Origin of the sequence: Pseudobacteroides sp. (assembly GCF_036567765.1) — a bacterium.
GTDB lineage: Bacteria > Bacillota > Clostridia > Acetivibrionales > DSM-2933 > Pseudobacteroides.
In genome coordinates this window covers 15867-41786 of sequence record NZ_DATCTU010000031.1, presented here as the reverse complement: position 1 = coordinate 41786, position 25920 = coordinate 15867, and the positions used below count along the sequence as shown (strand labels likewise).

The 25920-nt window shown below is 36.4% G+C and carries 20 protein-coding genes; 6 read left to right on the top strand and 14 right to left on the bottom strand.

Annotation, left to right across the window (positions count from 1 at the left end; genetic code table 11):
• Window positions 1-5 precede the first annotated feature (5 nt).
• Complete coding sequence (locus tag VIO64_RS04510) at window positions 6-1403, top strand: UDP-glucose/GDP-mannose dehydrogenase family protein (RefSeq protein ID WP_331915598.1); 1398 nt, start codon at window positions 6-8, stop codon at window positions 1401-1403.
• Window positions 1324-2262, top strand: coding sequence for a UDP-glucuronic acid decarboxylase family protein (locus tag VIO64_RS04505; RefSeq protein WP_331915596.1), 939 nt, complete (start codon window positions 1324-1326; stop codon window positions 2260-2262). Before VIO64_RS04510 ends, VIO64_RS04505 begins: the two co-directional genes overlap by 80 nt.
• A gap of 2 nt (window positions 2263-2264) precedes the next feature.
• Here the strand turns inward: VIO64_RS04505 and VIO64_RS04500 are convergent, their stop codons facing one another.
• Window positions 2265-3131, bottom strand: a complete 867-nt coding sequence (locus tag VIO64_RS04500) for a hypothetical protein (protein ID WP_331915594.1) — start codon at window positions 3129-3131, stop codon at window positions 2265-2267.
• Between the two features lie 236 nt (window positions 3132-3367).
• On the opposite strand from VIO64_RS04500, the gene VIO64_RS04495 reads away from it, so the two are divergent.
• Both VIO64_RS04495 and VIO64_RS04490 read left to right on the top strand, forming a co-directional pair.
• Window positions 3368-4843 (top strand): protein adenylyltransferase SelO, encoded by a 1476-nt coding sequence (locus tag VIO64_RS04495; protein WP_331915592.1) that lies wholly within the window; start codon window positions 3368-3370, stop codon window positions 4841-4843.
• Between the two features lie 188 nt (window positions 4844-5031).
• Window positions 5032-6222, top strand: coding sequence for an ankyrin repeat domain-containing protein (locus VIO64_RS04490; RefSeq protein ID WP_331915590.1), 1191 nt, complete (start codon window positions 5032-5034; stop codon window positions 6220-6222).
• 7 nt (window positions 6223-6229) lie between these two features.
• On the opposite strand, the gene VIO64_RS04485 is transcribed toward VIO64_RS04490, so the two are convergent.
• The 3 genes from VIO64_RS04485 to VIO64_RS04475 all read right to left on the bottom strand — a co-directional run bounded on the left by VIO64_RS04485 (window position 6230) and on the right by VIO64_RS04475 (window position 7476).
• Complete coding sequence (locus VIO64_RS04485; RefSeq protein ID WP_331915588.1) at window positions 6230-6481, bottom strand: hypothetical protein; 252 nt, start codon at window positions 6479-6481, stop codon at window positions 6230-6232.
• Window positions 6456-6749 carry a hypothetical protein gene (locus VIO64_RS04480; RefSeq protein WP_331915586.1) on the bottom strand — a complete coding sequence of 98 codons (294 nt, stop codon included), beginning with the start codon at window positions 6747-6749 and terminating at the stop codon, window positions 6456-6458. The genes VIO64_RS04485 and VIO64_RS04480 overlap by 26 nt, the downstream gene beginning before the upstream one ends.
• Window positions 6750-6816: 67 nt before the next feature.
• The gene (locus VIO64_RS04475) at window positions 6817-7476 is read right to left on the bottom strand and encodes a DUF4652 domain-containing protein (RefSeq protein ID WP_331915584.1); all 660 of its coding nucleotides are present in this window, start codon (window positions 7474-7476) and stop codon (window positions 6817-6819) included.
• Between the two features lie 165 nt (window positions 7477-7641).
• On the opposite strand from VIO64_RS04475, the gene VIO64_RS04470 reads away from it, so the two are divergent.
• Entirely contained in the window at window positions 7642-8385 is a 744-nt protein-coding gene (locus tag VIO64_RS04470) for a ferritin-like domain-containing protein (RefSeq protein WP_331915582.1), read from the top strand.
• 126 nt (window positions 8386-8511) lie between these two features.
• Here the strand turns inward: VIO64_RS04470 and VIO64_RS04465 are convergent, their stop codons facing one another.
• The 7 genes from VIO64_RS04465 to VIO64_RS04435 form a co-directional block, all read right to left on the bottom strand.
• Window positions 8512-9309, bottom strand: coding sequence for an ABC transporter permease (locus VIO64_RS04465; protein ID WP_331915580.1), 798 nt, complete (start codon window positions 9307-9309; stop codon window positions 8512-8514).
• Window positions 9306-10100: an ABC transporter permease gene (locus tag VIO64_RS04460; RefSeq protein WP_331915578.1), complete on the bottom strand. Its 795-nt coding sequence runs from the start codon at window positions 10098-10100 to the stop codon at window positions 9306-9308. Before VIO64_RS04460 ends, VIO64_RS04465 begins: the two co-directional genes overlap by 4 nt.
• The gene (locus VIO64_RS04455; protein ID WP_331915576.1) at window positions 10097-11083 is read right to left on the bottom strand and encodes an ABC transporter ATP-binding protein; all 987 of its coding nucleotides are present in this window, start codon (window positions 11081-11083) and stop codon (window positions 10097-10099) included. Before VIO64_RS04455 ends, VIO64_RS04460 begins: the two co-directional genes overlap by 4 nt.
• A gap of 17 nt (window positions 11084-11100) precedes the next feature.
• Window positions 11101-13041, bottom strand: a complete 1941-nt coding sequence (locus VIO64_RS04450) for an endonuclease MutS2 (RefSeq protein ID WP_331915574.1) — start codon at window positions 13039-13041, stop codon at window positions 11101-11103.
• 462 nt (window positions 13042-13503) lie between these two features.
• Window positions 13504-14658 (bottom strand): protein-glutamate O-methyltransferase CheR, encoded by a 1155-nt coding sequence (locus tag VIO64_RS04445; protein ID WP_331915572.1) that lies wholly within the window; start codon window positions 14656-14658, stop codon window positions 13504-13506.
• Between the two features lie 18 nt (window positions 14659-14676).
• Complete coding sequence (locus VIO64_RS04440) at window positions 14677-18234, bottom strand: response regulator (protein WP_331915570.1); 3558 nt, start codon at window positions 18232-18234, stop codon at window positions 14677-14679.
• Between the two features lie 34 nt (window positions 18235-18268).
• Entirely contained in the window at window positions 18269-19582 is a 1314-nt protein-coding gene (locus VIO64_RS04435) for a hybrid sensor histidine kinase/response regulator (protein WP_331915568.1), read from the bottom strand.
• A 403-nt stretch (window positions 19583-19985) separates the two neighbouring features.
• Here VIO64_RS04435 and VIO64_RS04430 point away from each other — a divergent pair, with 403 nt between their 5' ends.
• The gene (locus VIO64_RS04430; protein ID WP_331915566.1) at window positions 19986-20297 is read left to right on the top strand and encodes a late competence development ComFB family protein; all 312 of its coding nucleotides are present in this window, start codon (window positions 19986-19988) and stop codon (window positions 20295-20297) included.
• A 74-nt stretch (window positions 20298-20371) separates the two neighbouring features.
• On the opposite strand, the gene VIO64_RS04425 is transcribed toward VIO64_RS04430, so the two are convergent.
• From VIO64_RS04425 to VIO64_RS04415, 3 genes are all read right to left on the bottom strand, one after another.
• Complete coding sequence (locus tag VIO64_RS04425; protein WP_331915564.1) at window positions 20372-21271, bottom strand: cysteine synthase family protein; 900 nt, start codon at window positions 21269-21271, stop codon at window positions 20372-20374.
• Between the two features lie 304 nt (window positions 21272-21575).
• Window positions 21576-24557, bottom strand: a complete 2982-nt coding sequence (locus tag VIO64_RS04420; protein ID WP_331915562.1) for a cohesin domain-containing protein — start codon at window positions 24555-24557, stop codon at window positions 21576-21578.
• Between the two features lie 582 nt (window positions 24558-25139).
• The gene (locus VIO64_RS04415) at window positions 25140-25730 is read right to left on the bottom strand and encodes a flavodoxin family protein (protein ID WP_331915560.1); all 591 of its coding nucleotides are present in this window, start codon (window positions 25728-25730) and stop codon (window positions 25140-25142) included.
• Between the last annotated feature and the right edge of the window lie 190 nt (window positions 25731-25920).

Genomic DNA, 25920 nt, shown 5'->3' with positions numbered 1-25920 from the left:
GTAGTGTGAAAATTTGTATTATTGGAACAGGATATGTGGGGCTGGTAACCGGCACATGTTTTGCTGAATTAGGGAATGAAGTGATCTGCGTAGACAATAATTTATCTAAGGTAGAATCCCTCAGAAATGGTATTGTACCAATCTATGAGCCCGGTCTTGAAGAAATGATAAGGAGAAACTATAGCAGCGGAAGATTAAAATTTTCACATGTATGTAATTGGGGTGTCAAGGAATCGGATATTATATTTATTGCAGTGGGAACTCCATCCAAACCTGATGGATCTGCGGATTTAAGTTATGTACTGGAGGCTGCCGAAAGTATCGGGCAAAGCATTGACTCATACAAAATTATAGTAAATAAATCAACTTCACCTGTTGGTACTGTAAATCTAATCCAAAAAGTTGTAAATTCAGCTATCAGAAAAAGAGGGAAGGATATAGAATTTGATGTTGTATCCAACCCTGAATTCCTTCGGGAAAGCTCTGCGATTGATGACTTTATGAAGCCAAACAGAATTGTAATAGGGGCAGAAAATGAACGTGCTGTAAAAATGATGAAGGAACTGTACAATCATTTTATTAATGATGGATATCCGGTTCTTGTTATGAACCCTCTGTCTTCAGAAATGACGAAATATGCTGCCAATGCAATGCTGGCTACAAAAATTTCGTTTATTAATGAGATATCCAATATATGCGAAAAACTGGGTGCTGATGTGGAACTTGTAAGCAAGGGTATAGGTACCGATGACAGAATCGGTGAAAAGTTTTTAAACGCGGGGATTGGCTACGGTGGATCGTGTTTTCCGAAAGATGTCCGGGCACTTATCAATATCTCAAAGGATGTAGGTTATGAGCCGAGGATCTTGGAGTCTGTTGAAAGTGTGAATAACAGGCAGAAGAGAAAAGTGGTGGAGATTATTGATAATATTTATGATGATACCGAGGGGCTTGTGTTTGCGGTATGGGGGCTTTCATTTAAGCCGGGTACAAATGATATGAGGGAATCTCCGGCAATAAATGTGATTAATGCTTTGCTGCAGCGTAATGCCATAGTTAACGTATATGATCCCAAGGCTATTGATGAAGCAAGGAGCATCTTTGGGGAGAGCATTAACTATTGTAAAAATCAGTACGATGCGTTGAATGGGGCAAGTGCACTTATATTGCTTACAGAATGGAGTGAGTTTAAAGAACCTGATTTTGGAGTAGTCAAGAACGAATTAAGGGATAAAATCATAATTGATGGGCGAAATCAATATGATAGAGACTTATTGGAGAGTATAGGATTTAAATATTATTCTGTGGGGAGGAAGCAAAGATATGAAAAGAATATTGGTAACCGGAGGAGCAGGGTTTATCGGCAGCCATTTGTGCCGCAGGTTGCTTCAGCTGGGAAATGAAGTAATATGCATGGACAACCTGTATTCGGGAAGAAAATCCAACATAAATGATCTATTGGGACAGGAAAACTTCAATTTTGTATTTCATGATATTGAAACGCCTATTTCTTTGGATGTGGATGAAATCTATAACCTTGCATGTCCTGCTTCCCCGGTCTATTACCAGAGGAACCCCATAAAGACTGTTAAGACCAGTGTATTGGGTGCAATTAATATGCTTGAAATGGCTACAATGTCAAAAGCAAGAATTCTTCAAGCATCGACATCTGAGGTTTATGGAGATCCTGTCCAGCATCCCCAAACTGAAAGGTATTGGGGGAATGTCAATCCCATTGGTATCAGGAGCTGTTATGATGAGGGAAAAAGAACTGCCGAGACTTTGTTTATGGATTACCATAGGCGATTTGGTACCGATATTCGGATAGTAAGGATATTTAATACATACGGACCCTATATGAGGCCAGATGACGGCAGGGTTGTCAGCAATTTTATTGTTCAAGCCCTAAACAATGACGACATAACAGTCTATGGCGATGGAACACAAACCAGGTCCTTTTGTTATATAGATGACCTAATTGAAGGCTTAATAAAAATGATGAAAAACGATATCGTTATTGGACCTGTGAATTTAGGTAATCCAAATGAATTTACAGTCCTTGATTTGGCAAATAAAGTTATCAGTCAGGTAGGTTCCAAGTCCCAAATTGTATATAAGCCCTTGCCTCAGGATGATCCTAAACAGCGTAAGGCGGATATTTACATTGCTAAAGAGCAGTTGAATTGGGCACCCAAAATACAAATTGAAGAGGGAGTTGTAAGTACTATAAACTATTTTATAGGCATTATGGGGGCACTGTAAAGTTAATTATATTTTGAGCACAAATAAGATTTAGCTGTATCGCTTCTGTTTTTCAGCTTTATATAGGAGGATGTGATGGTACCAGTACTTATCATATCCTCTTTTTTAAAGTCCTGCCAAATGTTGTTTTCGCCTTTTATTATATCGGAAATCGACTTGTACTCAAATCCCAGTTCTGCATGATCTCCAGCTGCATGACTAACCGGAATGCTTATACAAAGTGCATCTTTAGTAAAAAAACTAAATATATCAGACTGTTTTTCTGTTCCTACATAGTCTAATGAATCGGCATTTTTAAATAGACCAATTAATTCTTCAAGTGAATACATATCTTTCGATGAAATAATAAATGCTTTATCATGAAGTTGAGGACTAAATAATTTGAACTCACCGCTTCGGAATTTTTTTATAAACCTTTCATCAATATTTATGACATCAGCAAGTATTACCTTACTCGGACTTACCATATTTATGTTGGTGGTATAGAGCAGGTTGTTGGGATGAGCGGCACCTTCATTAAAGCCTGTTCCCCAGTATTGTATACTCAAAAGGTTATTTCCCTTCCAGTGGATATCGTAGCTTATTTCAAGAGTCAATGAGTCAATATCGGAATTATAATAATTTAACACTTTCAAGGCTTCATTCTTAATGAGCCTATTAATTGAATTCTGCCTGTTAATATCACTAAGGTTATATAGTTGAGGATAATTTATCACAACATTTTTTTCTGAGTAGGACACTTTAGAAATACTATAATCGGCTCTTTGTGAGCCTTCTTCATTGTGTAAAATATTTTTGCCTCCACATGAACACAAAATCATTGATAATATTACAGCTATAAAAATAATAAACGATTCTTTCCTTAACATATTATTCCCTGACTTTCATAGGATTTTGCTTATATCAAAAAATTATAGTCATAATATATATATGTTGCCAAAAGAATTGTCATTCAGCTAATTGTCTGCGAACTGTATAATAAATTTACGCATGTAAACACTAATACGGCAACATTTATTATAAAACAGTACAAAAATCATATAATACCTTTGGTTTTTGTTTCACATAGTGCTATTTTGGATAAAAAAAGATAGAGGCGATAATTATGAAAGATAATATACTAATGATAGAAACAGGATGGAAGTTGGATAACAGTTATGCACAGCTTCCAAAATCGTTTTTTACCAAGCTGGGGCCAACTCCTGTACCATCAGCAAAGATGATTATTATAAATGAGCAGTTGGCAGAATCCCTTGGTTTAAATGCTAAGGCACTTCAGAGTGAAGAAGGAGTAGCAGTACTTGCAGGCAACCGGATTCCCGAAGGAGCTTTACCCCTTGCTCAGGCTTATGCAGGGCATCAATTCGGGCATTTTACCATGTTAGGGGACGGTCGAGCGTTGCTGATTGGAGAGCAAATCACTCCTTTAGGTGAACGTGTTGATATTCAGCTAAAGGGTTCAGGTAGAACCCCATATTCCCGTGGGGGCGATGGACGAGCAGCACTTGGGCCGATGCTGCGGGAATATGTCATTAGTGAAGCCATGCATGCACTTGGGATTCCAACCACTAGAAGTCTGGCGGTGGTGACAACGGGCGAGACAGTAATCCGGGAAACTAAACTTCCTGGAGCTATTCTGACTCGTGTGGCATCAAGTCATCTGAGAGTGGGAACTTTTGAATATGCGGCAAGATGGGGTGCCCTTGAGGAGCTCCAAGCTCTGGCTGACTATGCAATAAACCGCCATTTCCCCAGTATTGAGGAGAGTGGCAATCCATACCTATCGCTGCTGCAGGAAGTGATCAAACGTCAGGCCTCACTGATTGCCAAATGGCAGTTGGTTGGATTTATCCATGGGGTTATGAATACCGATAACGTGACCATCAGCGGAGAAACCATTGATTATGGCCCCTGTGCTTTCATGGATGCTTATGACCCGGCAACGGTATTCAGTTCTATTGACATTCACGGCCGCTATGCCTACGGCAACCAGCCGTATATAGCAGGTTGGAATCTTGCAAGACTCGCTGAAGCTCTGCTGCCTCTGCTCCATGACAATGAGGAGCAGGCTGTTAAATTGGCCCAGGATGAAATTTCAAGTTTTAGTGAGCTATATCGTAAGAATTGGCTTAAAGGAATGAGAGCAAAACTGGGAATATTCAATGAAGAGCCTCAGGATGAATCCCTTATTGAAAGACTGCTTGATATGATGCATAAGAATCATTTGGATTATACCAATACATTTCGTTCACTAACTTTTGATAAACCAGAAGAAACTTCCCTAAGCGGAACTCAGGAATTCGATGAGTGGTATGAATCGTGGCGGGCTAGGCTAGAAAGTCAGAAAGAGTCAAGGGAAGCCTCAAAACAGTTGATGCAAAGTAACAATCCTGCATTAATACCTCGTAACCACAGAGTAGAAGAGGCTTTGGAGGCTGCTGTAGAAAGGGAAGATTATAAAGTAATGGAGCAGTTGCTTAATGTTCTTGCAAATCCCTACGCTCACTCAGAAGAGCAGGCTGAGTATTCTACACTGCCTGCTCCATCATCCTGTCCTTACCGAACCTTTTGCGGAACATGATTGAGTAAGAGGTAATTGCAAGACACTTTAATGTGACATATGAAAGCTACCCTGAGCAAAAGCTGCTGTAAGTGACAAAAAGCTAAAATTATGATATATTAACATATATACATAAATTGGAATGTGTGTATGGTATTGTAATCGGAGTAGCGATAGAAGCAGCATTAAACAAAAACAGGGGAATTAAAATGTCAAGTAAAATGATAAAGGCTCTAGGATTAATCCTTTTAATAAGCATATTCTTTTGTTCGGGATGTATGTTTTTAAAACCAACAAGCTCAAATAGGATGATTGGTGTATATAAGGAGTTGCACCATGCAGTTTTAAATAATGATATACAAAAAGTTCAAAAAATATTGAATGAAAACAGCATAGATTTAAATGACGAAAATTTATTTACAGAGCTGCCGTTGCTTTCATCGGTGGAAAAAGGATATGCGACGATGGCGGAGATTCTTGTTAAAAATGGTGCTGATATACGTAAGCCGGTTTATAAAAATTATAGAAACATACTTGAGCTTGCTGTTTTGAATAATAATATAAGCATGGTTAGTAAGCTGATTAAACTTGGATTTGACATTAATGCAAAAAGCTATAAATCAGGAAATGCCATGACAACAGCAATAATACATAATTCGAATATAGAAATGATAAAGAAATTAGTAGAGCTTGGAATCAATAAGAGTTATAGCAATGAAAACGATCAAAATTATTTGCATTTTGCTGCCAAGTCCGGATCAAAAGAATTGTATGTATACTTTTTATCAATACTCAAAGATGATAGGCAAAAAACTTTAGACAATCAAACAGCTCTTCATTTTGCAGCTATGTCGGGCAATCTCGAGTTGTTTCAATACCTGTTATCAAGAAAATTTAATGTATACGAAAAAGATTTATATGGAAAAAATGCTCTTAATTTTGCGTCTTCAACAGATATATTAAGCTTTTTGTTTAAAAATTATGCTTTTGACATAAATCAAAGGGATTATTATGGTTCAACGCCATTAATAACTGCTTTCAATATAGCAGACAAAGATAAAAGAAAAAAGGTTGTAAAGTATTTACTGGAAAAAGGATCGGATATTAATACCAGATCCAACTCAGGAACAGCCGCTCTTCATAACGCAGTCTTTTCAGGGGATTATGATTTGGTTAAGATGCTTATTGATAAAGGAGCAAATGTTAATGTATGCGATGTATCGAATACAACACCGCTTCATTTGGCAGCAAACACAAAAAATACTGATGAACATCCCCGAATTATTAAGCTGCTGTTAGACTCAGGTGCGAATAAACTAATAAAAGATATAAATGAAAATACACCTTTAGATATAGCGGTTAAAATAAGTAATACAAGAATTATAAAGTTATTGAGATAAATCTTGTTTAATGCATTGGCAGTTTAAAACTTCTTTCATATTTGAAATCATAGCCTGTGCAGGTTCCGTCTTTCAATGAAACATAAAGAATAAAATTCGTATTAAAATCTGCTCCCATTGTTCCTGAGCCGTTTTGGCAGAACAAGAGAATATAGTCTTTACCAACTGAGTATAACTCATTAATATCACTGGCTCCTGTATCAATAGTCCAGGTTTTTTTACCATCCTTAAGATCAATTGCGGTTAGTATCACTATCATGTGTCAGTGCAACATTGCTTATTATATGCAAGCCTAATGGAAAAATCAGCATCCAAAACCCCATGGTGGCAAATATAAAAAATGTTTTCTTTGTAAATCTTGGTTTGTTATCAAGGTTAGAATTGCCAATCAAGTATAATATGTAAATGACTACAATAATTATAAAAAGAGCTGCTGATATCAATACCGTAAGAAAAATATTATGAAAAATACTATCATTATAACGTAATGTGGATAGCATTTCATCCCATAAGCTTAAATCTTTCATGGTCTACTCCTTGGTTAAATTCCAATATTATTTCACTTCCTGCTTCATTATAGCGTAATACAGAAACTTACTCATGCTTTAGTCTTACTTGTTTGGTTGTATACTTTATAAATTCCTCGTCCCATGTAATTACATCAAGCAGCAGCTCACCTTTACCGGTATTTACATCCACTATTTCTTCCTTCTCATCGGCACGCTTTAAGGTTTTTAATTCATCGGTTTTAAGGTTATATAAATACAAATTTCCTCCCCTGCTTACTGTACCTTTACCATAACCGATAATTACCAATAACCTGTCGTCATCAAGCCACTTAACAACTTTAGCTGAATCTTCCTGTTTAATATCAACCTGAATTACCTTTTTGGCAATCTCCGTATCTGTATCAAAAACGTAGACATTGCCATTTAACTCAAACTCATAGGGGGATATATATGCAATATTCTTTCTGTTGGGTGACAGAACAGGTGAAGAAGATGCGGATTCATCTTTACCAGTGTTATTAAGCAGTATATGGTTGTCTCCTGATTTAAAAAGGATATTTTTATAATCATTGTAATATATTTGTTTATTATTAGGTAACTCGTAGAGTTTATTATATACCATCCCATAATGCTCCAGCACTGTGCTTGCACCTGTTGCTTTAACCATGCTGCCTTCCGGTTCCTTACTTTTGTAGCATCCTGAAAACAAGATAATAAATGCTATTGCTAAGGCTAATTTTCTCATTGAACAATCTCCTACAATTGAATAATTTTGGTACCTGTATATTATATCATCCTGTTACTAAAGATGCTATTATTCATGCTCAAGTTTATTAGTAGAATCATATAAATATTTATTCTTTCTCAGGGTAAAATAACCAAGTAATTTAATTAAGAGGAGATGTGTATAATGGAACCAGTACAGACTACATCACAAGTACCTAATGATATTAAAGCAGCAATGAAGAATGTCGGCAACTTTCAAGGAAGATTCAACTTGGAGAAATCAGGATTCAATGAGAATATGCCTGGGCATAAGACAAGCCATGATATGATTCTCAGACAACAGCCAAGGACCGTTAAGCAGGAGGGGTCAGGAATCAACCTTCCTTATGAAGTCCGTAAGGAAATGGCTTTAATGCTTGATGATCACCAATGTGCATTAAGTGTTGCACTGCACCAGTACAACAAGCATCATTGGATGTCTGAAGGTGCGGAAGGATTTATAAGTCTTCATGAATTACTTGAAGAACATATTGAAAAAACCACAAAGCATATTGACGAAGTAGGAGAGCGAGTTACAAGGCTTGGAGGAGTCCCAACTGCACATCCGGTTACACAGCATGAGCTTTCCTATATAAAGCATGAAGTGGAAGGCAGGTACAGTATAAGGGACTTCCTTAGGAATGACTTGGAGCATGAATTAAAAATCCAGCAGATGTTAAGACAGACTATAAAACGTGCTCATGACCTTGGGGATTTTGGTACTGTGGAAACTCTGGAAGAAGTATTAAAGGATCGTGAAGATTTGGGATATCATCTCTATAGTGTACTTGAGGATGATTCACTAGTGAGAGGTATGAATCACTTGATGGATAGCAGCAATCAATTAAAGGGCGACAGCAGTATGAATTCCAGCAATAAACTACAATAGATTAGTTATTAGTTATAATAAACTAGTTGGGATAAATAAAGATAAAGGATACCTGTGATAATGCTTTTTTATAAAATACCATTCACCTCAGTATCCTTTATTTATACATGTCTCATCCCAAGAGTATTAGCTGCTTGCACTCTTATAACACTTAATACCAAGTTTCCAGAAGAAAAGTGTGAAAGCCGTAAAAGCTGCAGTTACTGCAACTGAATAAACAGAAGCTAAGGGGGAAAGGGTTCCCGCAAAAAACTGTGCTGGGATTGTTGCCATGATTCCATAGGGTAAAATTAAATAAAATAGCAGTTTAAAGGCCCCTTTAAACAAGGTTCCCGGTATCTTCATACACAATGTTATGACTTCTCCCTCAAGCCGCTCTATAGAGGATACTTGGATAGCTAAGAATGAAATAGTACGAAGGATTACCATCATATCATAATATAGAATAAGCATTATGAGCAGCATGAATGTATATCCAATAACTGTAAATAGAGTTGTTTGCATATCTATTCCTGAAGCAGCGTAGACAAGTATTCCTATGCTTGCAAACACAAGAGGAACCGAACCTGGATCGATACTTTCAAAGGAAAGGTGCAGCAGCGAGTTAATGGGCTTTGTTATATAATAGTCCAGCTCTCCTGATTTGATTTTTGTAGGGATAGTTATAACTCCAAAAAAGTACGTGGACATATTAAGTGCATTTATAAGCGAGAATGTGCCGATGAAAATAAGCATTTGGGATTTATCCCATCCCCCTATGCTTCCAACCTGAGAATAAATTGCTGAAAACATCAACAGCTGCATTAAAAATAGTGTTCCGTCAACAAAGAATACGCCGAAAAATGAAAATCTGAATGCCATGTTTCGTGAAAGCTTCATTTTCAACAGCATATATATTATTTTAATATCTCTTTTTATTCTCATATTCCCACCCCATCATATTCAGATTTTAGTTTTTTATAAGCAGTTGAATTTAATATTCCAAAGGCCAAATTCCATAATGACAGGATAACAAAACCCGAAAGAGCCTCATTTTGATTCTTGCCAAGAAGAAGCATGGAAGGAAGATATGAAATATAGTAAAAAGGAAAAAATGACATTGTCCTGATTATTTCTGGGGGCAGCAGCACAAGAGGTATGAGTGAGCCGGTTATAAATTGCACCATATTATCCTTTATCATCATAAAAATGCTTGTATCAACGAATTTGAAAGCAAGTATTCCAATAAAATAGTTAACCTGCATCATAAATAACAATCCAAGCAGTGTAAGCACAAGAGCAGAAAGAATGTTCCAAATACTTGTGCTAATTACAAAGCTCACATGGAAAATAAAGATCCATATCAATGACGCAATCAAATTGAATAGTAGCAGAAAAGCCGATCTGCCAGCTGTCTGGGCTGTGAAGAACCTAAAAATCCCAATAGGCTTTACAATATATTTTGAGAATCTTCCATTTTTTATCTCTTCAGCAATTTGCCATCCTGTAACTGAGGACTGATCGAGCTGGGTTAAAAATGAACTGATGATGTAATAAGAAAGCATGGCGTCGAAGGTAAAGCCCGAAACAATGTTTTGCGTTTTGAAGACAGCTTTCCAAAGTACATATGCAAGCAGGATTTTTGAGATTGTAAAAACCATGCTTGCTATAATGTCAAAGCGGTAGGCTATCTGTGTTTTGAATATGATCTTTGATGTTTCGAAGTATTTTTTCACAGGACTTCACATCCTTTATCGGAGTAAATTCTCTCAACAACATTACCAATGTCCTCTTCCTCAATAGAAATATCATTTACTTCGCACTTGTTCAAAATAGTCCCTATAATACAGCGGACATCTTTTCTGTGTGCCATAAAAGATAGTTTGTAAGGGTTTTCCTCAATTATTTGAATATCAAGATTAGGACGGTAAGATGTTGATTCATCAAATGTTACAGTTATCAATTTATGTGTTTGATAACTGTTAAAAAGCATTTCAAGGCTTCCATCATAAATTTTGCTTCCGCTGTTTATGACTACACATCTCCCACATAGGCTTTTTATATCTTCCATGTAGTGACTGGTAAGGAGTATTGTTGTTCCATTATTGCGGTTTACTTCTCTCAAAAAGCTTCTTATTTGTTTTTGAGCAACAGCATCAAGCCCAATTGTAGGTTCATCAAGAAAGAGTATCTGCGGGCTATGCAAAAGTGCAGCTATAAGTTCCATTTTCATTCTTTCACCAAGAGAAAGGGTTCTGACCTGCACATTTAGATAATCCTGAACAGCAAAAAGTTCAGTAAAATAACTAAGGTTTTTACGATACTGAGCTTCTGGGATATCATATATTTCCTTAAGAAGCAAAAATGTATCTGCGGCAGATATATCCTGAAATAACTGGCTTTTTTGTCCCATAACAATTGCGAATTGCTTTTTATATTCATTTTTCAGTTCATTAGGCATATACCCCAATACGGAAATTTCACCTGATGTAGGAGAGATTATCCCGGTCAGAATTTTCATAAGGGTAGTTTTTCCCGCACCATTTGGGCCTATTAACCCGATAAATTCACCTTGATTAACATCAAGATTAAAATGGTTTACAGCAGCCTTTGTGATTTTTTTCCTGTCAAACAAACTTTTAATACTGCCTTTCAGGCCTTCTTCCTTTTCAAAACGAGTATACAATTTATTAAGATTTTTTGTGTGTATTATATTCATATGAGTTAGCACCTTTCTCAGTCACTTGTTTCAATTATTGTTTGAGGATCATGTTTGCGTTCCATTTGATGCCTTTTCTTGCGGTTTTCCACCGTTTCAAATATAATTGAGAAGTCATAATCTTCAGGATAAAGCTCACTTGCAGGCACATGCAGCTTTAGTCTTTTATGATTGATCAAAAGCTTCTTGTTTTTCATTTGCACTCCAATTTCGCCCTTTTCATTTGCCTTTTGATATACAATTCCAATCATTTTTTGAGGATAAACCATAACGCTGTCGCCTTTATTAAATCTCATACTTCGTGGGTTGTTCCTGGTATTTTTGATATCCTGCTTCCGAATTCTTTTGTCAGGCATTTCTCTTTTCTTCATTTCCTTGGGAGGAGTACCAATGTTATTGGAATTTTCTACAAAAGCTGTAGTTCTATCACCATATGCAGCTAGACTTGCCCGTTCAATCATTTTCATAGGAAGCCCTAAGCACCTTGCTATGTATAAAGCACAGCTCTCACCTGCCTCGCCGATTTCCAACTTGTATAAAGGCAACAGGCTTTGCAGGTCGAAGCCCATTCTTGCATTTATGAGACCAGGTACTGATTTGGCAAATTCCTTTATTTCAGGGTAATGAGTGGTTGCAACAAACAGGCAGTTTTTGCCTATCAACTCTTCCAGGATAGCAACAGCAAGCCCCATCCCTTCAGCAGGATCTGTTCCTGAGCCCAGTTCATCCAGCAAGACCAGTGAGTCTTCATCTGCCAACTGCAGTATCTTTATAATATTTGTCATATGGGATGAAAATGTTGAAAGGTTTTCAGTAATACTTTGGCCATCTCCGATATCACACAACACATAACTATTCATTGTGAAGCACCCGGTCTCTGCAGGAACATGCAGACCGCTTTGGGCCATCAGAGATAATAGACCTATGGTTTTTAGTGCAACAGTTTTTCCTCCAGTGTTTGGGCCGGTTATTATGATGCCTTTGTAACCTCCCCCACCTCCCCCAATATGAAAATCAAGAGGGACTATGGTTTCTGCTTTCAATAGCGGGTGTCGGCCTGCCTTGATTACTATTTTTCTTTCACTGGAAACGGGCAGTGGAACAGCCTTCATTGCTATGCTGAGTTTTGCTTTGGAGAAAATGAAGTCAAGGCTTTCCATGGCTTCAATATTTATATGAATAAGCGGCAAATGCTCTTCTACAAGAGCTGTCAAAACATACAGTATGCGTCTAACCTCGTTTTCCTCTTCAATGTGCAATATGCCCAGCTCTTCATGCATTTTTCTTACAGCGGATGGCTCAATAAAATAAGTGCTTCCGCTTTGTGACATATCGACAACCGAACCGCTCACCTGGTTTTTGTATTCTCTTTTCACAGGCAGTGTATAATGCCCGTTGCGTATGGATACAAAACCCTCGGAAAACCAAATTTTATTATTGCGGAGAAGTGAATCAAGCTTGGATTTAACCTGTACTTCTGTGCTTGATATTTTTCTTCTAATGTCATTAAGCAGTGGGGATGAACTGTCAACAAGCTGAGAACCGCGTACCGACCCATTTATTTCATCTTCAACATTTGACAAGTCGTAAATAGATTTTCCATATGAGGCTACTGCTGTAAAAGATCCTTCGGCTTTTTTTAGGTATGCTTTTAACCTCCTGCAAGATGCAAAAAACTGTGCGATATTACTCAGTTGTTCCGGCATTAGAAGTGTTCCCTTGTCTGCTAAAACCAGAAATTTATCAAGATCATTCATTGCTGAAAGGGGAGGGGTACCATAGTGCTCCATAATCAGCTTTGCCTCAGTTGTTTCATTTAAATGTCTTTTCACTTCACTTTCTGATAGGTATGGCTCGAGATTCCTGATTTTGGACTTAACCCGTTCACATAAGGCATATTCCTCAAGAATACCAAGTACTTTATTAAATTCTAGCGTTTCATACATTTTATTATTCATTGTTTAGTCTCCTTTTTGTTTTACTTGATTTTTCACGATAGCATCAGGATTGCAAAATAAAAACACCCGCAAAAGACATACCTCCTTCTAAAAGGCAGAATGCTCCTGCGGGTGCAAAGGAAATTAAACAATTGTATTTATCGGCACAAAATCTCTTCGCGATTTTAGGTCACTTGCTTTGCAAGTTCCCAAAATAAAAATAGCCCGACAAACTCACCTTGTCGTGCCATGCATTTACAAATACAATTCGAAAATGGTTTTTGAAGCAGTCAGTAAGGTAATGCCTTATTTGGACACAGATAATAGACAGGCAAATCACCTGTTTTGTTTAATTTGTGTCCTTCCAACTTTATTTAGTTGAAAATCACCTTTACATAACTTACCGACATCAAAACCGTCCTTTCAATTGTAAGATATATACAAAATATCACATTTAAAAAGTTTAGTCAATGGCAAGTTGCATCAAATACTTTGCTTTAACCTATAAATTTTCTCTTTGGCAAGATAATTTACGAAAAATGAATGACCTCCATTCAAGAGCATTCCTTCACTTTTTCCAAGTACCAAAAAACCGGTGAAATCAAGGGATTTGGAAAGCGTAAAAAGTACTTTTTCCTGTGTTTGAGGCGTTAAATATATAAGAACGTTTCTACACAAAATCAATTGAAATTCGTTAAGAATACCATTCCCAATAACACTATGCTGAAAAAATAGGATATTCTTTTGCAAGTGACTTTTGATCTTCATGTACGAATCATTCAGATCAAAATAGTCAACAAAGTTTCTTGTACCGCCGGATTTTTGGTAATTGAGAATATCTTTATCTATATTACTTGTTGAAAATAATCCATTTTTTGCTTCCTCTATTATGTACGGATTTATATCAGTCGCGTAAATATATGTTTTGTTTAGCAATCCCAGTTCATAAAGTAAAATCGCAAGGGAGTAAGGCTCCTTGCCGCTTGAGCAGCCAACACACCAGATTTTTATATGAGAATATGAACAAAGATAAGTCAATATTCTATTCCTTAGCATGAGAAAAACATCAGGATCTCTGAAAAATCCTGTTGTATTTATGGATAAATCAAGAAAAAGCTGTTCGAATATTTCTGGTTCTTTCAATACAGCTGCCTCAAATTGTTCAAAACATGATATGTTTTCTCTAAGCATAGTGATATTAATCCTTCTTATTACACTATCAATCTGGTAGCCGGTATAGTCATACCCGAATTTTAAACGGATATTTTCCAGGAAACGGTTTACCATATCGGTATCCAAGCTTCTTAACTCAGATATTGGTGTTTTATTATTTAATTTAGCGTGTAATGATTTTTTTAATACGTATTCACATTTTATACCAAGATCCTGCAGGTATAAGTAGAGAAAACGCTTTAAAACATATATCTTGCACTTTAATATTTTTCGTAAGTAGCTGATTTTTTCAACAATTCTCGTATTAAGCGTATTTGCTCCAATAAATGTGATATTAAATTCTAAAATATTTGAAGCCTCAAGTTCCCTTAATAGTCTTTCAGTATCCTCTTTTGTCTCAATTTCCCCAATAACGGAGATATTTTTAATATAACTATTTTGAATATAATGTATATTTAAATCCATATATTACTCCCTATGCTCCTATTTCTTATTGCTCCAAACCTTCACTAATCGGACTAATGTATCGTAATCTACCGGCTTTGAGATATAATCATTAGCTCCGGCCTCAATGCATTTATCTTTATCGCTCTTTAGTGACTTAGCTGTAATAGCGATAATTGGAATTTCCTTAATTAAATCGGTCTTCCGAATAGCAATGATAGTTTCATAGCCATCCATTTCCGGCATCATAATATCCATTAATACAAGGTCTATTTTGTTATCCTTAAGCTTCTCCAATGCATCTTTTCCATTTCCTGCCTCTAAAACATTAGCTCCATACTGTTCCAGTGCGGATGCCAAAACATAAACATTTCTTGGGTCATCATCCACAATCATTATTGTTTTTCCTTGAAGATTTAGAGAATAATCTTCCTTGGTTTTTGAATTAATGTAATACTCGTCTTTCTTATACCTTTTTACCTTATGCAAAAATAGAGTAACTTCATCAAGCAGTCTTTCTTCGGAGTTAGCAGTTTTTATTATGATGCTGTCGGCATAAGTCCGTATTTCCTTTTCTTCCTCAAGAGACAGTTCTCTTCCCGTATAAACAATGAGGGGTATTTCTATCTTTTTTTCACCGATGAATTTGCAGACATTAAGCCCGTTTCCTTCTTTCAGTGCCAAATCCAATACTATTACATCATAACTGCCTTTTAATATTTCATTCTGAGCAGCTATTTGAGTATCAACAGCTTTTATAACAATATCTCCATTTCCGATTATCTCTTTTATGGCTTCCTGTTGTACAGGGTTATCCTCAATCAGAAGTAATTGCTTAGGGTCCTTTTCTGAGAAATCTATCATTTGGGAAATCAGCTTGACAATTTGGGACTCTTCGATTGGTTTTTGCTTAAAACCTACTGCCCCCATTCTTTGTGGCTTAAAATTCTTCTCCCAAACGGAAATAACATGTACAGGAATTTCCCTTAGCTCGATAGTACTTTTCAGTTCTCTCAGTACATCAATACCGCTTATATCGGGCAAACCTAAATCCAATAGAATACCTTTAGGCCTGTGTTGTTTTGCCAGCTGCAAACCGTCTTTTCCATTGGCTGCTATAATAGAATTGAACCCCATACCTTGAATAATATCTTTCAAGTACTCTGCAAAGATTAAGTCATCCTCTATAACTAACACTGCATTATCGGATTTGTCTTGTGACCTAACATCAAGACTACCGGCAGCAGTTTCCTTTTCTGCAGCCCAGTAGTGAGCTAGTGATGAAGTATGGATTCCTGGATTATCTGGAATAAGGTTTGGAATATATAGTGAAAATTCACTTCCGTGGCCCAATTCACTTCTAACTTTTATTTTTCCGCCCAATAACTCGGCTAGCTTTTTGGATATAGATAATCCTAAGCCGGTTCCGCCGTATTTCCTTGATATGGAACCGTCACCCTGTTGAAACTCCTCAAATATTACTGCCTGTTGTTGGGGTGCAATTCCAATGCCTGTATCCTTTACTGTGAATACGACTCCCGCTGAATCAACGCCATCCCTTGCAATATTAAGAGTTATATAACCATAATTGGTAAACTTTATAGCATTTGATATAAGGTTCCTTAATATTTGTGATATTTTATGAACATCACCGCACAGGCGATTGTTTACCATGTCCTCCATAACCAAATTTAGTCCTTTTTCACTTGTCAGTCCTTCGAACATTCGTTTGGTTTCACTGATCAAGAAACCGGAATCAAATTCCTGTACATCGACAGTCATACGCCCTGCCTCTATCTTGGAAAGATCTAAAATGTCATTTATAAGACGCAGAAGTTCTTGTCCTGCGTTGTTTATTATATCGATTTTTTCTTTATCGCCTTCTACAAGCTTGCTTTTTGCTTTGTTTAGCAATAACTTGGAAAGGAGGATAATTGAGTTCAATGGAGTCCTTAATTCATGGGACATGTTAGCAAGGAATTCTGATTTATACCTATTGGAGTTTTCAAGTTCCTCAGACCTCTTTTTAAGTTCTCTGCCTGTTTCTTCAAGCTGCTTGTTCTGTATATTTAAAACTCTTGCTTGTTCCTCAAGCTGCTGCTGCTGTTCTTCGAGCTGTGTATTGGTTTGCTGGAGTTCTTCACTTTGCTGTTGAAGAAGCTGCTGCTGTTCTTCAAGTTCGGTATTCGTTTGTTGCAGTTCTTCTGTTTGCTGCTGTAAAAGCTCCTGCTGCTGCTGCAGTAATAAGTTAGCTTCTCTGAGCTCTTCAGCTGATTCTCGCACTTCTTCCTGTGTTTTTTCTGAAATGTAAAGTAAATCCTTAATGGTTTGGGTTTGGAAAGATGAGTATAAGTTGACAGCTATAATATTACTGCAGCAATCCAAGACCTCAAGTTTTGCTTTATTGAAGTGCTCAAATGAAGCTAGTGAAACAACACCGTAAAGTTGATCTTCATAAATCAATGGTATGGTATATGTGTTTAATGGTGCTTCGTCTATTATTCCCGTGGATATGTAAGTTTCTTTTTTGTTGATGTTATTAAGGAATATGGGCTTTTTTTGAAGTGCAGCCTGGCCGATAATTCCTTCCCCTATTGCAATTTTTTCATGTAGCTTGTCCTGTTGGGTAAATGCGTAGGAAGACTTTAGGTACAGCATATTGTTGTCGCTGTTGTATGTATATAAAACCCCTTTTCCCGCATCTGCAATCTCTGAAATGAAATTTACAGCTTTTTGTGTAAGCTCGTCGAGGGTTTTGCATCCCGAGAGTTCCTGGCTTAATACATTCTGGGAATCCTTAACCCAGAACATGTCTTTCAGCTTACACACTAATACATTATAATATTTTGTCATATCTACGATTTCATTTTTACCATTTAATTGCACTGTGGATAGATTACCTGTGTTTGCACTGTTGTCCATAGCTGCTGTCAACATGGTAATAGGCTTTAGAATACTGTTTGTAATTAGAATAAAGAAAAATATAAATACTATGGTCATACTTGTTATTAATATGATAAGAGCATTTTTTTGAGTTGATTCCACTCCATCAGCCTCTTTAATTAAAATATCAGCCATTTTTCTTGAATTTGCATCAATCTTGACAAGTATATTTTCTAATTTAATCACGTACCTGGAGTTAAAACCCAAAACCACATCGGTTGCTTTTATTAAATTCCCGCCTAATAAAAGGTTTATTGCATCTTCCCTGCCTTTAATCCAATCCTGAAATATTTGCCTTGCTTCCTTTTCAAGGTTTATAGTTTCCGGTGTTTCAGAATGTGTATTAATAATGTCAAAACTGCCCATAACTCTTTCGTCAAGTGGTGCGATATTATGTAAACTTTTTAGCACCTGGTCTTTGTTAGTTAATATTAATAAAGCTCTCATGTCCCTCTGTATTTTTATTATATCTACACGTGCCTCAATAGCTGCGTTTGATACTTGCATCGGATCGGTATAAATAGACTTGGTTACAGAAGAGATATTTTCCATTTGAACAATTGCAAATATGCCCACACATATAAAAGTGATAATCCATACTATAAGAATAGCTGTAAGTCTTATCTTTACGCTGATATTTCTTAAAAAATTCATTAATGACCTCCTGGAGAATTAAGTAAATTAATATTTAAAAATATATGTCGGAAAATTCGATATCAATTTTCCTAATTACATTGCTTTCATTTTGAAAAGGATAATTATAGGAGTATTCCTCAGATTTACATATGTTTTCTGTAGGAAGATCAATAATAAATTCACTTCCCGATTGATATTCGCTTACTACGCTAATTTGACCGCCATGCATCTCAACAAGAGCTTTTACAAGGCTTAGACCTATTCCGCTTCCTTCGTTTTGTCTTGTCAAAAGGCTATCAATCTGCTTGAATCTTTCAAAAATAACTCCAACCATATTTTCTGGTATTCCGATTCCAGTATCTTTTATGGATATTCTGACCAGGTTTGGGTATTCTTTGATCAATACAAAAATGCTTCCTCCTTTAGGGGTAAATTTTATTGCATTGGAAAGAAGGTTTAGAATGATTCTTTCAATTGCGTCAAGATCGCATAATATGAACTTTTCCTCCACATCTGTGTCAAAGGTTATATTTATTCCTTTAGTATTTATATAATCCACTACTGACATGGTTATAGCCTCAATAATTTGCACTATATTGCATTTGTTATAGGAAAGAGTAAAATTGCTTGTATCTATTTTTGTAATGTCAATTAAATTGTTTATCAAACGCAGAAGCCTATTGCAATTTTGAGTTTGCATATCTATTTTTTCTTTCAATTTTATCTTTTCAATAGTTGTACTGCTGTCTATATAGTAGTTTATTAACTGAGTTGAACTTAGCAAAATATTTAAGGGCGTTCTTAATTCATGGGTTATGTTTGCAAGAAACATACTTTTAGCTTCATTGGCAGCTACTGCTTCTTCTTTGGCTTTTTGCAATTCCTCGGTTTGCCTTTTTAATTCTTCAGTTTGATTAAGAAGTTCTTTGGTCTGCTCAATTATTTTGTTTTCTAAAATAATATTCATTGAACGTTCTTTTTCAATCAATTTTAGATATACATTAATCCTGTTGATTAATTGATATTCATCAATTGGTTTCGTTATATAATCCACAGCTCCAATTTCAAAGCCCCTTTTTTTGAATTCCTCAGATATGTAAGCTGCAGATAGAAATACAATAGGTATGTCCTGAGTTTTCTTTCTTTTTTTCATATAGGAGGCAACCTCAAAGCCATCCATTTTTTCCATCTGTATATCTAATAGAACCATGTCAACCGGATGCGTATATAAAACCTCTAGAGCCCTTTCTCCCGATTCAGCTTCAAGCACTTCAGCATTGATGTATTCATCAATTAGCATTCTGAGTGAAATGAGGTTATTTGGATTGTCATCTACAATCAGTATTTTAAATGATGCTTCTTTCAAAATTTATACACCCCTAAAATTAGTTATCTCTTTATATATTTACATAATTTTAAATCTTCTTCAAGCTTAGCGTAAAAAAACAGTTGCAAAATCGCAGGTGATATTGTTCATGTCTAGGAAATTATTAATATAGGAAAGTGTTTTGCAATAAATAAAAATGTACTCACCATTTATGGATCTCTTAACAAAATTAAGCACACTTCTATAACATAAATAAGTGTGCTTTAGGTGCAAAACTCGACTCTATAGCTGATTTTTGATCATGATTGGTGTATTGTTGGTAGTTATATTTATAAAATAGACCTAATAAGCTATAAAACAGACTTTGCATTTTTCCGATATTCATTATGTAAATGCCAACAATGCAAATCAAAATAAAAAATATTGATGGGAGTTAATCATAATGAGAAAATTTAAGGATGATCTATATACAAATGCAGGACTGGAAAATCTTATTGAGAATATTGTATTACAGGAATTGTATGATTTTGCTCAAACCACGAAGAATAAACAAAGCAAAGAATTCTGTGTTTGCTGGATTTGTTTGGCTGATGTTGCTGCGATAGTACTCAATGAATCCAAACCATACTATTGTTCAAACTTTATAGACAAAGGTGAAAATAATGATTACTTGATCAAGTTCAGGTCAGAGGTTCATGAGAGAATCGTTAAAGCTTTTGAAACAGTTAAAAAGAATCCCCATCATGAAATATGAAAATTTTATCATTCCTTAAGTCCTATCGCTTTACACCAGTCAAAAAAGCAGTAAAAAATGTGACTATACAGGTACTATATGGGTTGATTAAATAAATCGGTACTTAAGTATTTTTCACCTCGATCGGCAAATACCATAACAACAAAGCCCTCATTCATTTCATTGATGCATTCTAATGCAGCTAGCATGGCAGCTCCGCTGCTCATTCCAACGAATATGCCTTCATGCAAGACAATATCTCTGCACATGGAAAAAGCTGCTTCAGATTCAATCATTACAGTTCGATCAATCTTTGTAGGATCATAGATTTCAGGAACAATAGCTTCCTGCATGTTTTTAAGGCCTTGAATATAATGACCCAGGACAGGATGAGCTTCAATTATCTGTATGTCCGGGTTTTTACTTTTAAGTCCCATTCCAACTCCCATTATAGTTCCTGAGGTGCCAAGGGCAGATACAAAATGAGTGACTTTTCCTTGTGTAGCCTCCCAGATTTCATTAGCGGTAGTAAGGTAGTGTGCCATCTTATTGTATTTATTGGAAAACTGATTTGGCATAAAGTATTTATCAGGATGCAGGGCAATAAGCTCATGTGCTTTTCTGATTGCTCCATCGGTCCCATGAGAAGCGTCAGTTAATATAATCTTTGCTCCAAAAGCCTCAATCATTTTGCGGCGTTCAACAGAAACAGCCTCACTCATGACTATCTCTACAGAATATCCTTTAACTGCACCTATCATGGCCAGACCAATTCCTGTGTTTCCTGAGGTAGGCTCTATTATTGTTTTTTTGTGGGTCAGCATACCGCTTTCTTCTGCCTGCTCAATCATTTTCAGTGCTATACGATCCTTGATGCTTCCAGTTGGGTTAAAACCCTCAAGTTTAGCATACAAAGGAATATGAGGTTTGGGGTTTAATTTTCTTATCTTCACCAGTGGTGTGTTGCCAATAGTATCAAGAATGTTATCATACATGCTCATCATCCTTCCGATTTGCTATAAATACTATACCATGTATTTATAGCTGCTACAATATATAAAGCACCACAAAAGCGGACCCTTAATATAATGCAGACTATGATATGCCGGATAAAAATATTAACTTATTACAGATAAACATTTTAAACTGACTTACGTATAGTATGTACTGAAAGGACAATATGTGAAAAATCTAATAGAGTAATTACTTGCTTATAGAAAAGTAAAACCTCTCCCCCTTGCATTCACTAATTCCTGCAAGGAAGGAGAGGTAAGTTATACAAGTATAAGGCTATAATATCTAGTTGATTCCAAGTGCCTGAGATACTGCATAATTTGATAACTGTAGGCCGTCCCAGTCAAATACCATCGTTCCCACAACTGGATTTGTCAGGCTTGGTGAGTTTTCTAAAGTTATCCTGGTCGGAGTAACTTTTAATACTTTGAATCCAATTATTGCTATTGAACCGGTATTTTCAGCTACACCTGAGTTTTTATACGCAGACATGTTCATATAAGTTCTTCCAAATGTAAGAGTACCCTTTGTAAGATCATTCATTGCCATATCTGTTCCGCTGTATCTCTTTTGCAATAATGTTCCGTAGTCTGGAGCTGATGATGAATCATATGGTGTGCCGTCAAGGTATACAGGCTGTAATACAGTAGGATCATATTTGATATTAGCTTGATACCCAGCTACCGAATCAAACTCTTTCACGCTTAATGTTGCTTGGATGATAGTACCAACAGTTGCAGTTGTTTTGTCAACTGTCAGAGCAACTTCACCTTTTGTAGGAGATGTTGCTGGCTTGGTTGGTGTAGGTGTAGGTGCTTTGGTAGGTGTTGCAGCTTTAGTTGGAGTTGCTGATGGAACAGTACCGGAGTTTATTGCAGGTGCCTGAGTTACTGCGTAACCTGACAGCTGAATGCCATCCCAGTCAAATACCATCGTTCCGGTAACAGGATTAGTTAAGCTTGATGCGTTTTCCAATATAATCCTAGTGGAAGCAACCTTTAATACCTTAAAGTTTATAACCGCTAGTGAACCAGTGTTTTCAGCTACACCTGAGTTTTTGTATGCTGCCATATTCATATAGCTTCTTCCAAATGTAAGGCTGCCCTTTGTGATGTCATTTGACGCCAGGTCTGTGCCGCTGTATCTCTTCTGCAATAAAGTTCCGTAGTCAGGAGCTGATGAATTATCATATGGTGTACCATCAGAGTATACAGGCTGTAATACAGTAGGATCATATTTGACATTCACCTGGTAACCTGCTACCGAATCAAATTCTTTTACGTTTAATGTTGCTTTAATTATATCACCAACAGCAGCGGTTGTTTTGTCAATTGTCATATAAACTTCACCCTGTGAAGGTGATGTAACTATCTTAGTAGGTGTTGGTATAGGTGGTAATGTAGGTGTTGCAGCTTTAGTAGGTGTTGGTGTAGGAACACTGCCGGAATTAATTACTGGTGCTTGAGTTACTGTATAACCTGCTAATTGTGTACCATTCCAATCGAACACCATTGTACCGGAAACCGGATTAGTTAAGCTAGAGGTATTTTCCAAAGTAATTCTGGTGGAAGCAACCTTTAGGACCTTAAAGCCAATAACTGCCAATGAACCTGTGTTTTCCTTTAAGCCTGAAGCTTTATAAGAATCCAATGACATATAAGTTCTTCCAAATGTGAGGATACCTTTAGTAAGATCATTTGATGCCATATCTGTACCGCTATATCTCTTCTGCAATAATGTTCCGTAATCTGGGGATGAAGAATTATCATATGGAGTTCCGTCAAGATATACAGGCTGTAATACTGTTGGGTCAAATTTGATGCTCGCCTGATAACCGGCCACCACATCAAAGTCTTTAACACTTAATGTGGCTTTAATGATATCTCCAACAGCAGCAGTTGTTTTGTCAATTGTCATATAAACTTCGCCCTGTGAAGGTGATGTAACTATCTTTGTAGGTGTTGGTGTAGGTGCTTTAGTAGGCGTTGAGGATGCCTTAGTAGGTGTAGGTGCCTTGGTAGGAGTAGCTGATGGTAAACTACCTGAGTTAATTTCTGGAGCTTGGGTTACTGTGTAACCTGTTAATTGTGTGCCGCTCCAATCGAACACCATTGTACCGGAAACCGGATTAGTTAAGCTGGATGAATTCTCCAAAGTAATCCTGGTTGCTGTAGCCTTTAATACCTTAAAGCCAATAACAGCCAATGAACCTGTATTTTCTTTTACGCCTGAAGCCCTGTAAGAATCCAGTGCCATATAAGTTCTTCCAAAGGTAAGGATACCTTTTGTGAGATCGTTAACTGCCATATCTGTACCGCTGTATCTCTTCTGTAATAATGTTCCGTAATCTGGAGATGAAGAGCTATCATATGGAGTTCCATCAAGGTATACGGGCTGCAACACTGCAGGATCATATTTAATATTTGCCTGATAACCAGCTACAACGTCGAAATCTTTAACACTTAATGTTGCTTTGATGACATTTCCAACGGAAGCTGTAGTTTTGTCAAGAGTCACAAATACTTCGCCTCTAGATGGTGAAGATGTTGGTTTAGTAGGAGTAGCCGAAGCTTTAGTAGGAGTAGCTGGTGCATTAGTGGGTGTAGGCACTGAATTTGTTGGTGTCGGTACAAATCTGGTAGGAGTAGCCGAAGCTTTAGTAGGTGTTGGAACTCTTGTTGCTGTCGGAGATGGTGGATTTGATACAGAACTGCCATTTGGTACTGAACCAGCAATTAGGGTTCCTGATTCAAATACAGCAATATAAGGGTTTTCTACATACTGTGATATGGCTCCGGTGTATGAGAAGTCGTTAGATTGGTCAAAATTCGTCCAATCACTCTTTGCTATCCTACCTTGGATAGTAACTTCAGATTGTTTTGGCCATTGTGCTCCGGCAGGTGAAATAGTTCCTGAAGACGGTTTTATTTCAATGTACTTATCAGCTTTACTTGCTGTCGGTGAAAAATCATAGAATGCTGTAGAAACTGATCCTATGCTGACGTAGTCAGTATAATATTTCAGTTCTTTATTGTTGTCCTTGGTAAAGTAATACCTAATGGTTAACTTAGAAAGATCAATATCGCTTGTCCATGCATTTCTAAGCTTGATGTTAACGTAGATCTGGTTCGAGTTGGCACTTGCTCCATTATTGCTATAAAACACTTTTATACTACCAGGTGTTGCAGCTAATGAAACGTTTGAGAATAAACCACCTAATAACAATAATGTGGTAAGCAAAACTGCCATAAGTCTTTTTAATTTCATGAATAATTACCCCCTATACACACTTACTTATACTTTATAGTTTGCAAATTTTAACCTCCTTACCTAAGATTTGATAAACTTTGTACTTTTTGGAGTACCATTAAAACTAAATTAAGGTTATTTTATAATCAATAGTCTGTCACTATAGCTATAAGCATTTAGCTTATAATATAGCCGACTTATTGTTATACAACATAAAGTAATACAGATCTTTGTTTTTTAAAATCTCCATATAAGCTAAGATTATTGCATTAATATTTGAAATTATAATTAAGATAAATAACATGCAGCTGGCAATACTTTTGCAGACATAAAAGCCGATAGCATTAATGTTGAAAAAAGCTTTATAAATAGAAAACCAGTTAAAAATTAAATGTGGGAATAATGCAGGTCTTGGATTTTGTCGATCCTCCTCAAGTGATATAAGGTTTATCAACATTTACAGAAAATATTTGAGTACTGCTTCGAAATGAATACGATCATTTTTGTAACATAATTAAACTCTTAATAATTTAATTATATTTAACTTGAGTACCTTTGTCAATACTTAGCAATAGATTGACATAGAATAAAGGATATCTATTATGTTTTCTTTAACAGCAAGTTTCCCAAGTTGTTTGCCAGATTATTTACAGTCTCCAGTCCCCATATATCTTTTGAGGCATCACCCATTATGGTCCCACCGCTATGACAATAAAATGGCCCGTCACTAACTACTTGAAAATTAAGCTGTAGCATAAAGGTTTGAAGGTTTTGAAGTGTGGTTTCCTGTCCGCCGTTTCGTGAGTTTGCACAGGCTATTGCACCACCTATTTTTCCTGTCATAGGGAGAGTATCTCCATAATTAGCCCTTGTAGCGACGCAGCGGTCCATCATGATCTTAAGCTGTCCGCTTACCATTCCGAAGTAAACCGGTGAACCAATAATAATCCCGTCACACCATAACATTGCATTTATTATTTCTAACATATCGTCCTGCTGCCAACACTTGTGGTCACTGGCACATTTGAAACAGCCAATACAGGGATGTATTACCTTTTGGGATAATGATATATAGCTGCTTTCAAAACCTCGTTTCTTAAGTGTACTCAAAGCATATTGTACAGCGTAAGCGGTGTTTCCGTTTTTATTTGGGCTGCCTGAAATACCTAGAATTTTATAAATGAGAACCACTCCCTTGATAAAGCTAATAAGATTATATCATAACTGTATTATATAGAGTAATTTGTGAGGTCTCAAGATAAAAAAGAGCACATTCCTATTTTATATTAAATTTACATGCTTTATTAAAGTATCTTTCGAGATCCAAATTCATATTTATATAAGGATAGATTCTACACTTTCAACTCAAGCCAATTATAGT

Bases quoted from the DNA above. Each gene is read 5' to 3' on its own strand.
- VIO64_RS04495 (WP_331915592.1), top strand. From the start codon at position 3,368: ATGAAAGATAATATACTAATGATAGAAACAGGATGGAAGTTGGATAAC.
- VIO64_RS04455 (WP_331915576.1), bottom strand. From the start codon at position 11,083: ATGAATATAATACACACAAAAAATCTTAATAAATTGTATACTCGTTTT.
- VIO64_RS04470 (WP_331915582.1), top strand. From the start codon at position 7,642: ATGGAACCAGTACAGACTACATCACAAGTACCTAATGATATTAAAGCA.
- VIO64_RS04490 (WP_331915590.1), top strand. From the start codon at position 5,032: ATGTCAAGTAAAATGATAAAGGCTCTAGGATTAATCCTTTTAATAAGC.
- VIO64_RS04465 (WP_331915580.1), bottom strand. From the start codon at position 9,309: ATGAGAATAAAAAGAGATATTAAAATAATATATATGCTGTTGAAAATG.
- VIO64_RS04500 (WP_331915594.1), bottom strand. From the start codon at position 3,131: ATGTTAAGGAAAGAATCGTTTATTATTTTTATAGCTGTAATATTATCA.
- VIO64_RS04425 (WP_331915564.1), bottom strand. From the start codon at position 21,271: ATGTATGATAACATTCTTGATACTATTGGCAACACACCACTGGTGAAG.
- VIO64_RS04485 (WP_331915588.1), bottom strand. From the start codon at position 6,481: ATGATAGTGATACTAACCGCAATTGATCTTAAGGATGGTAAAAAAACC.
- VIO64_RS04440 (WP_331915570.1), bottom strand. From the start codon at position 18,234: ATGAATTTTTTAAGAAATATCAGCGTAAAGATAAGACTTACAGCTATT.
- VIO64_RS04480 (WP_331915586.1), bottom strand. From the start codon at position 6,749: ATGAAAGATTTAAGCTTATGGGATGAAATGCTATCCACATTACGTTAT.
- VIO64_RS04505 (WP_331915596.1), top strand. From the start codon at position 1,324: ATGAAAAGAATATTGGTAACCGGAGGAGCAGGGTTTATCGGCAGCCAT.
- VIO64_RS04420 (WP_331915562.1), bottom strand. From the start codon at position 24,557: ATGAAATTAAAAAGACTTATGGCAGTTTTGCTTACCACATTATTGTTA.
- VIO64_RS04430 (WP_331915566.1), top strand. From the start codon at position 19,986: ATGAGAAAATTTAAGGATGATCTATATACAAATGCAGGACTGGAAAAT.
- VIO64_RS04445 (WP_331915572.1), bottom strand. From the start codon at position 14,658: ATGGATTTAAATATACATTATATTCAAAATAGTTATATTAAAAATATC.
- VIO64_RS04475 (WP_331915584.1), bottom strand. From the start codon at position 7,476: ATGAGAAAATTAGCCTTAGCAATAGCATTTATTATCTTGTTTTCAGGA.
- VIO64_RS04450 (WP_331915574.1), bottom strand. From the start codon at position 13,041: ATGAATAATAAAATGTATGAAACGCTAGAATTTAATAAAGTACTTGGT.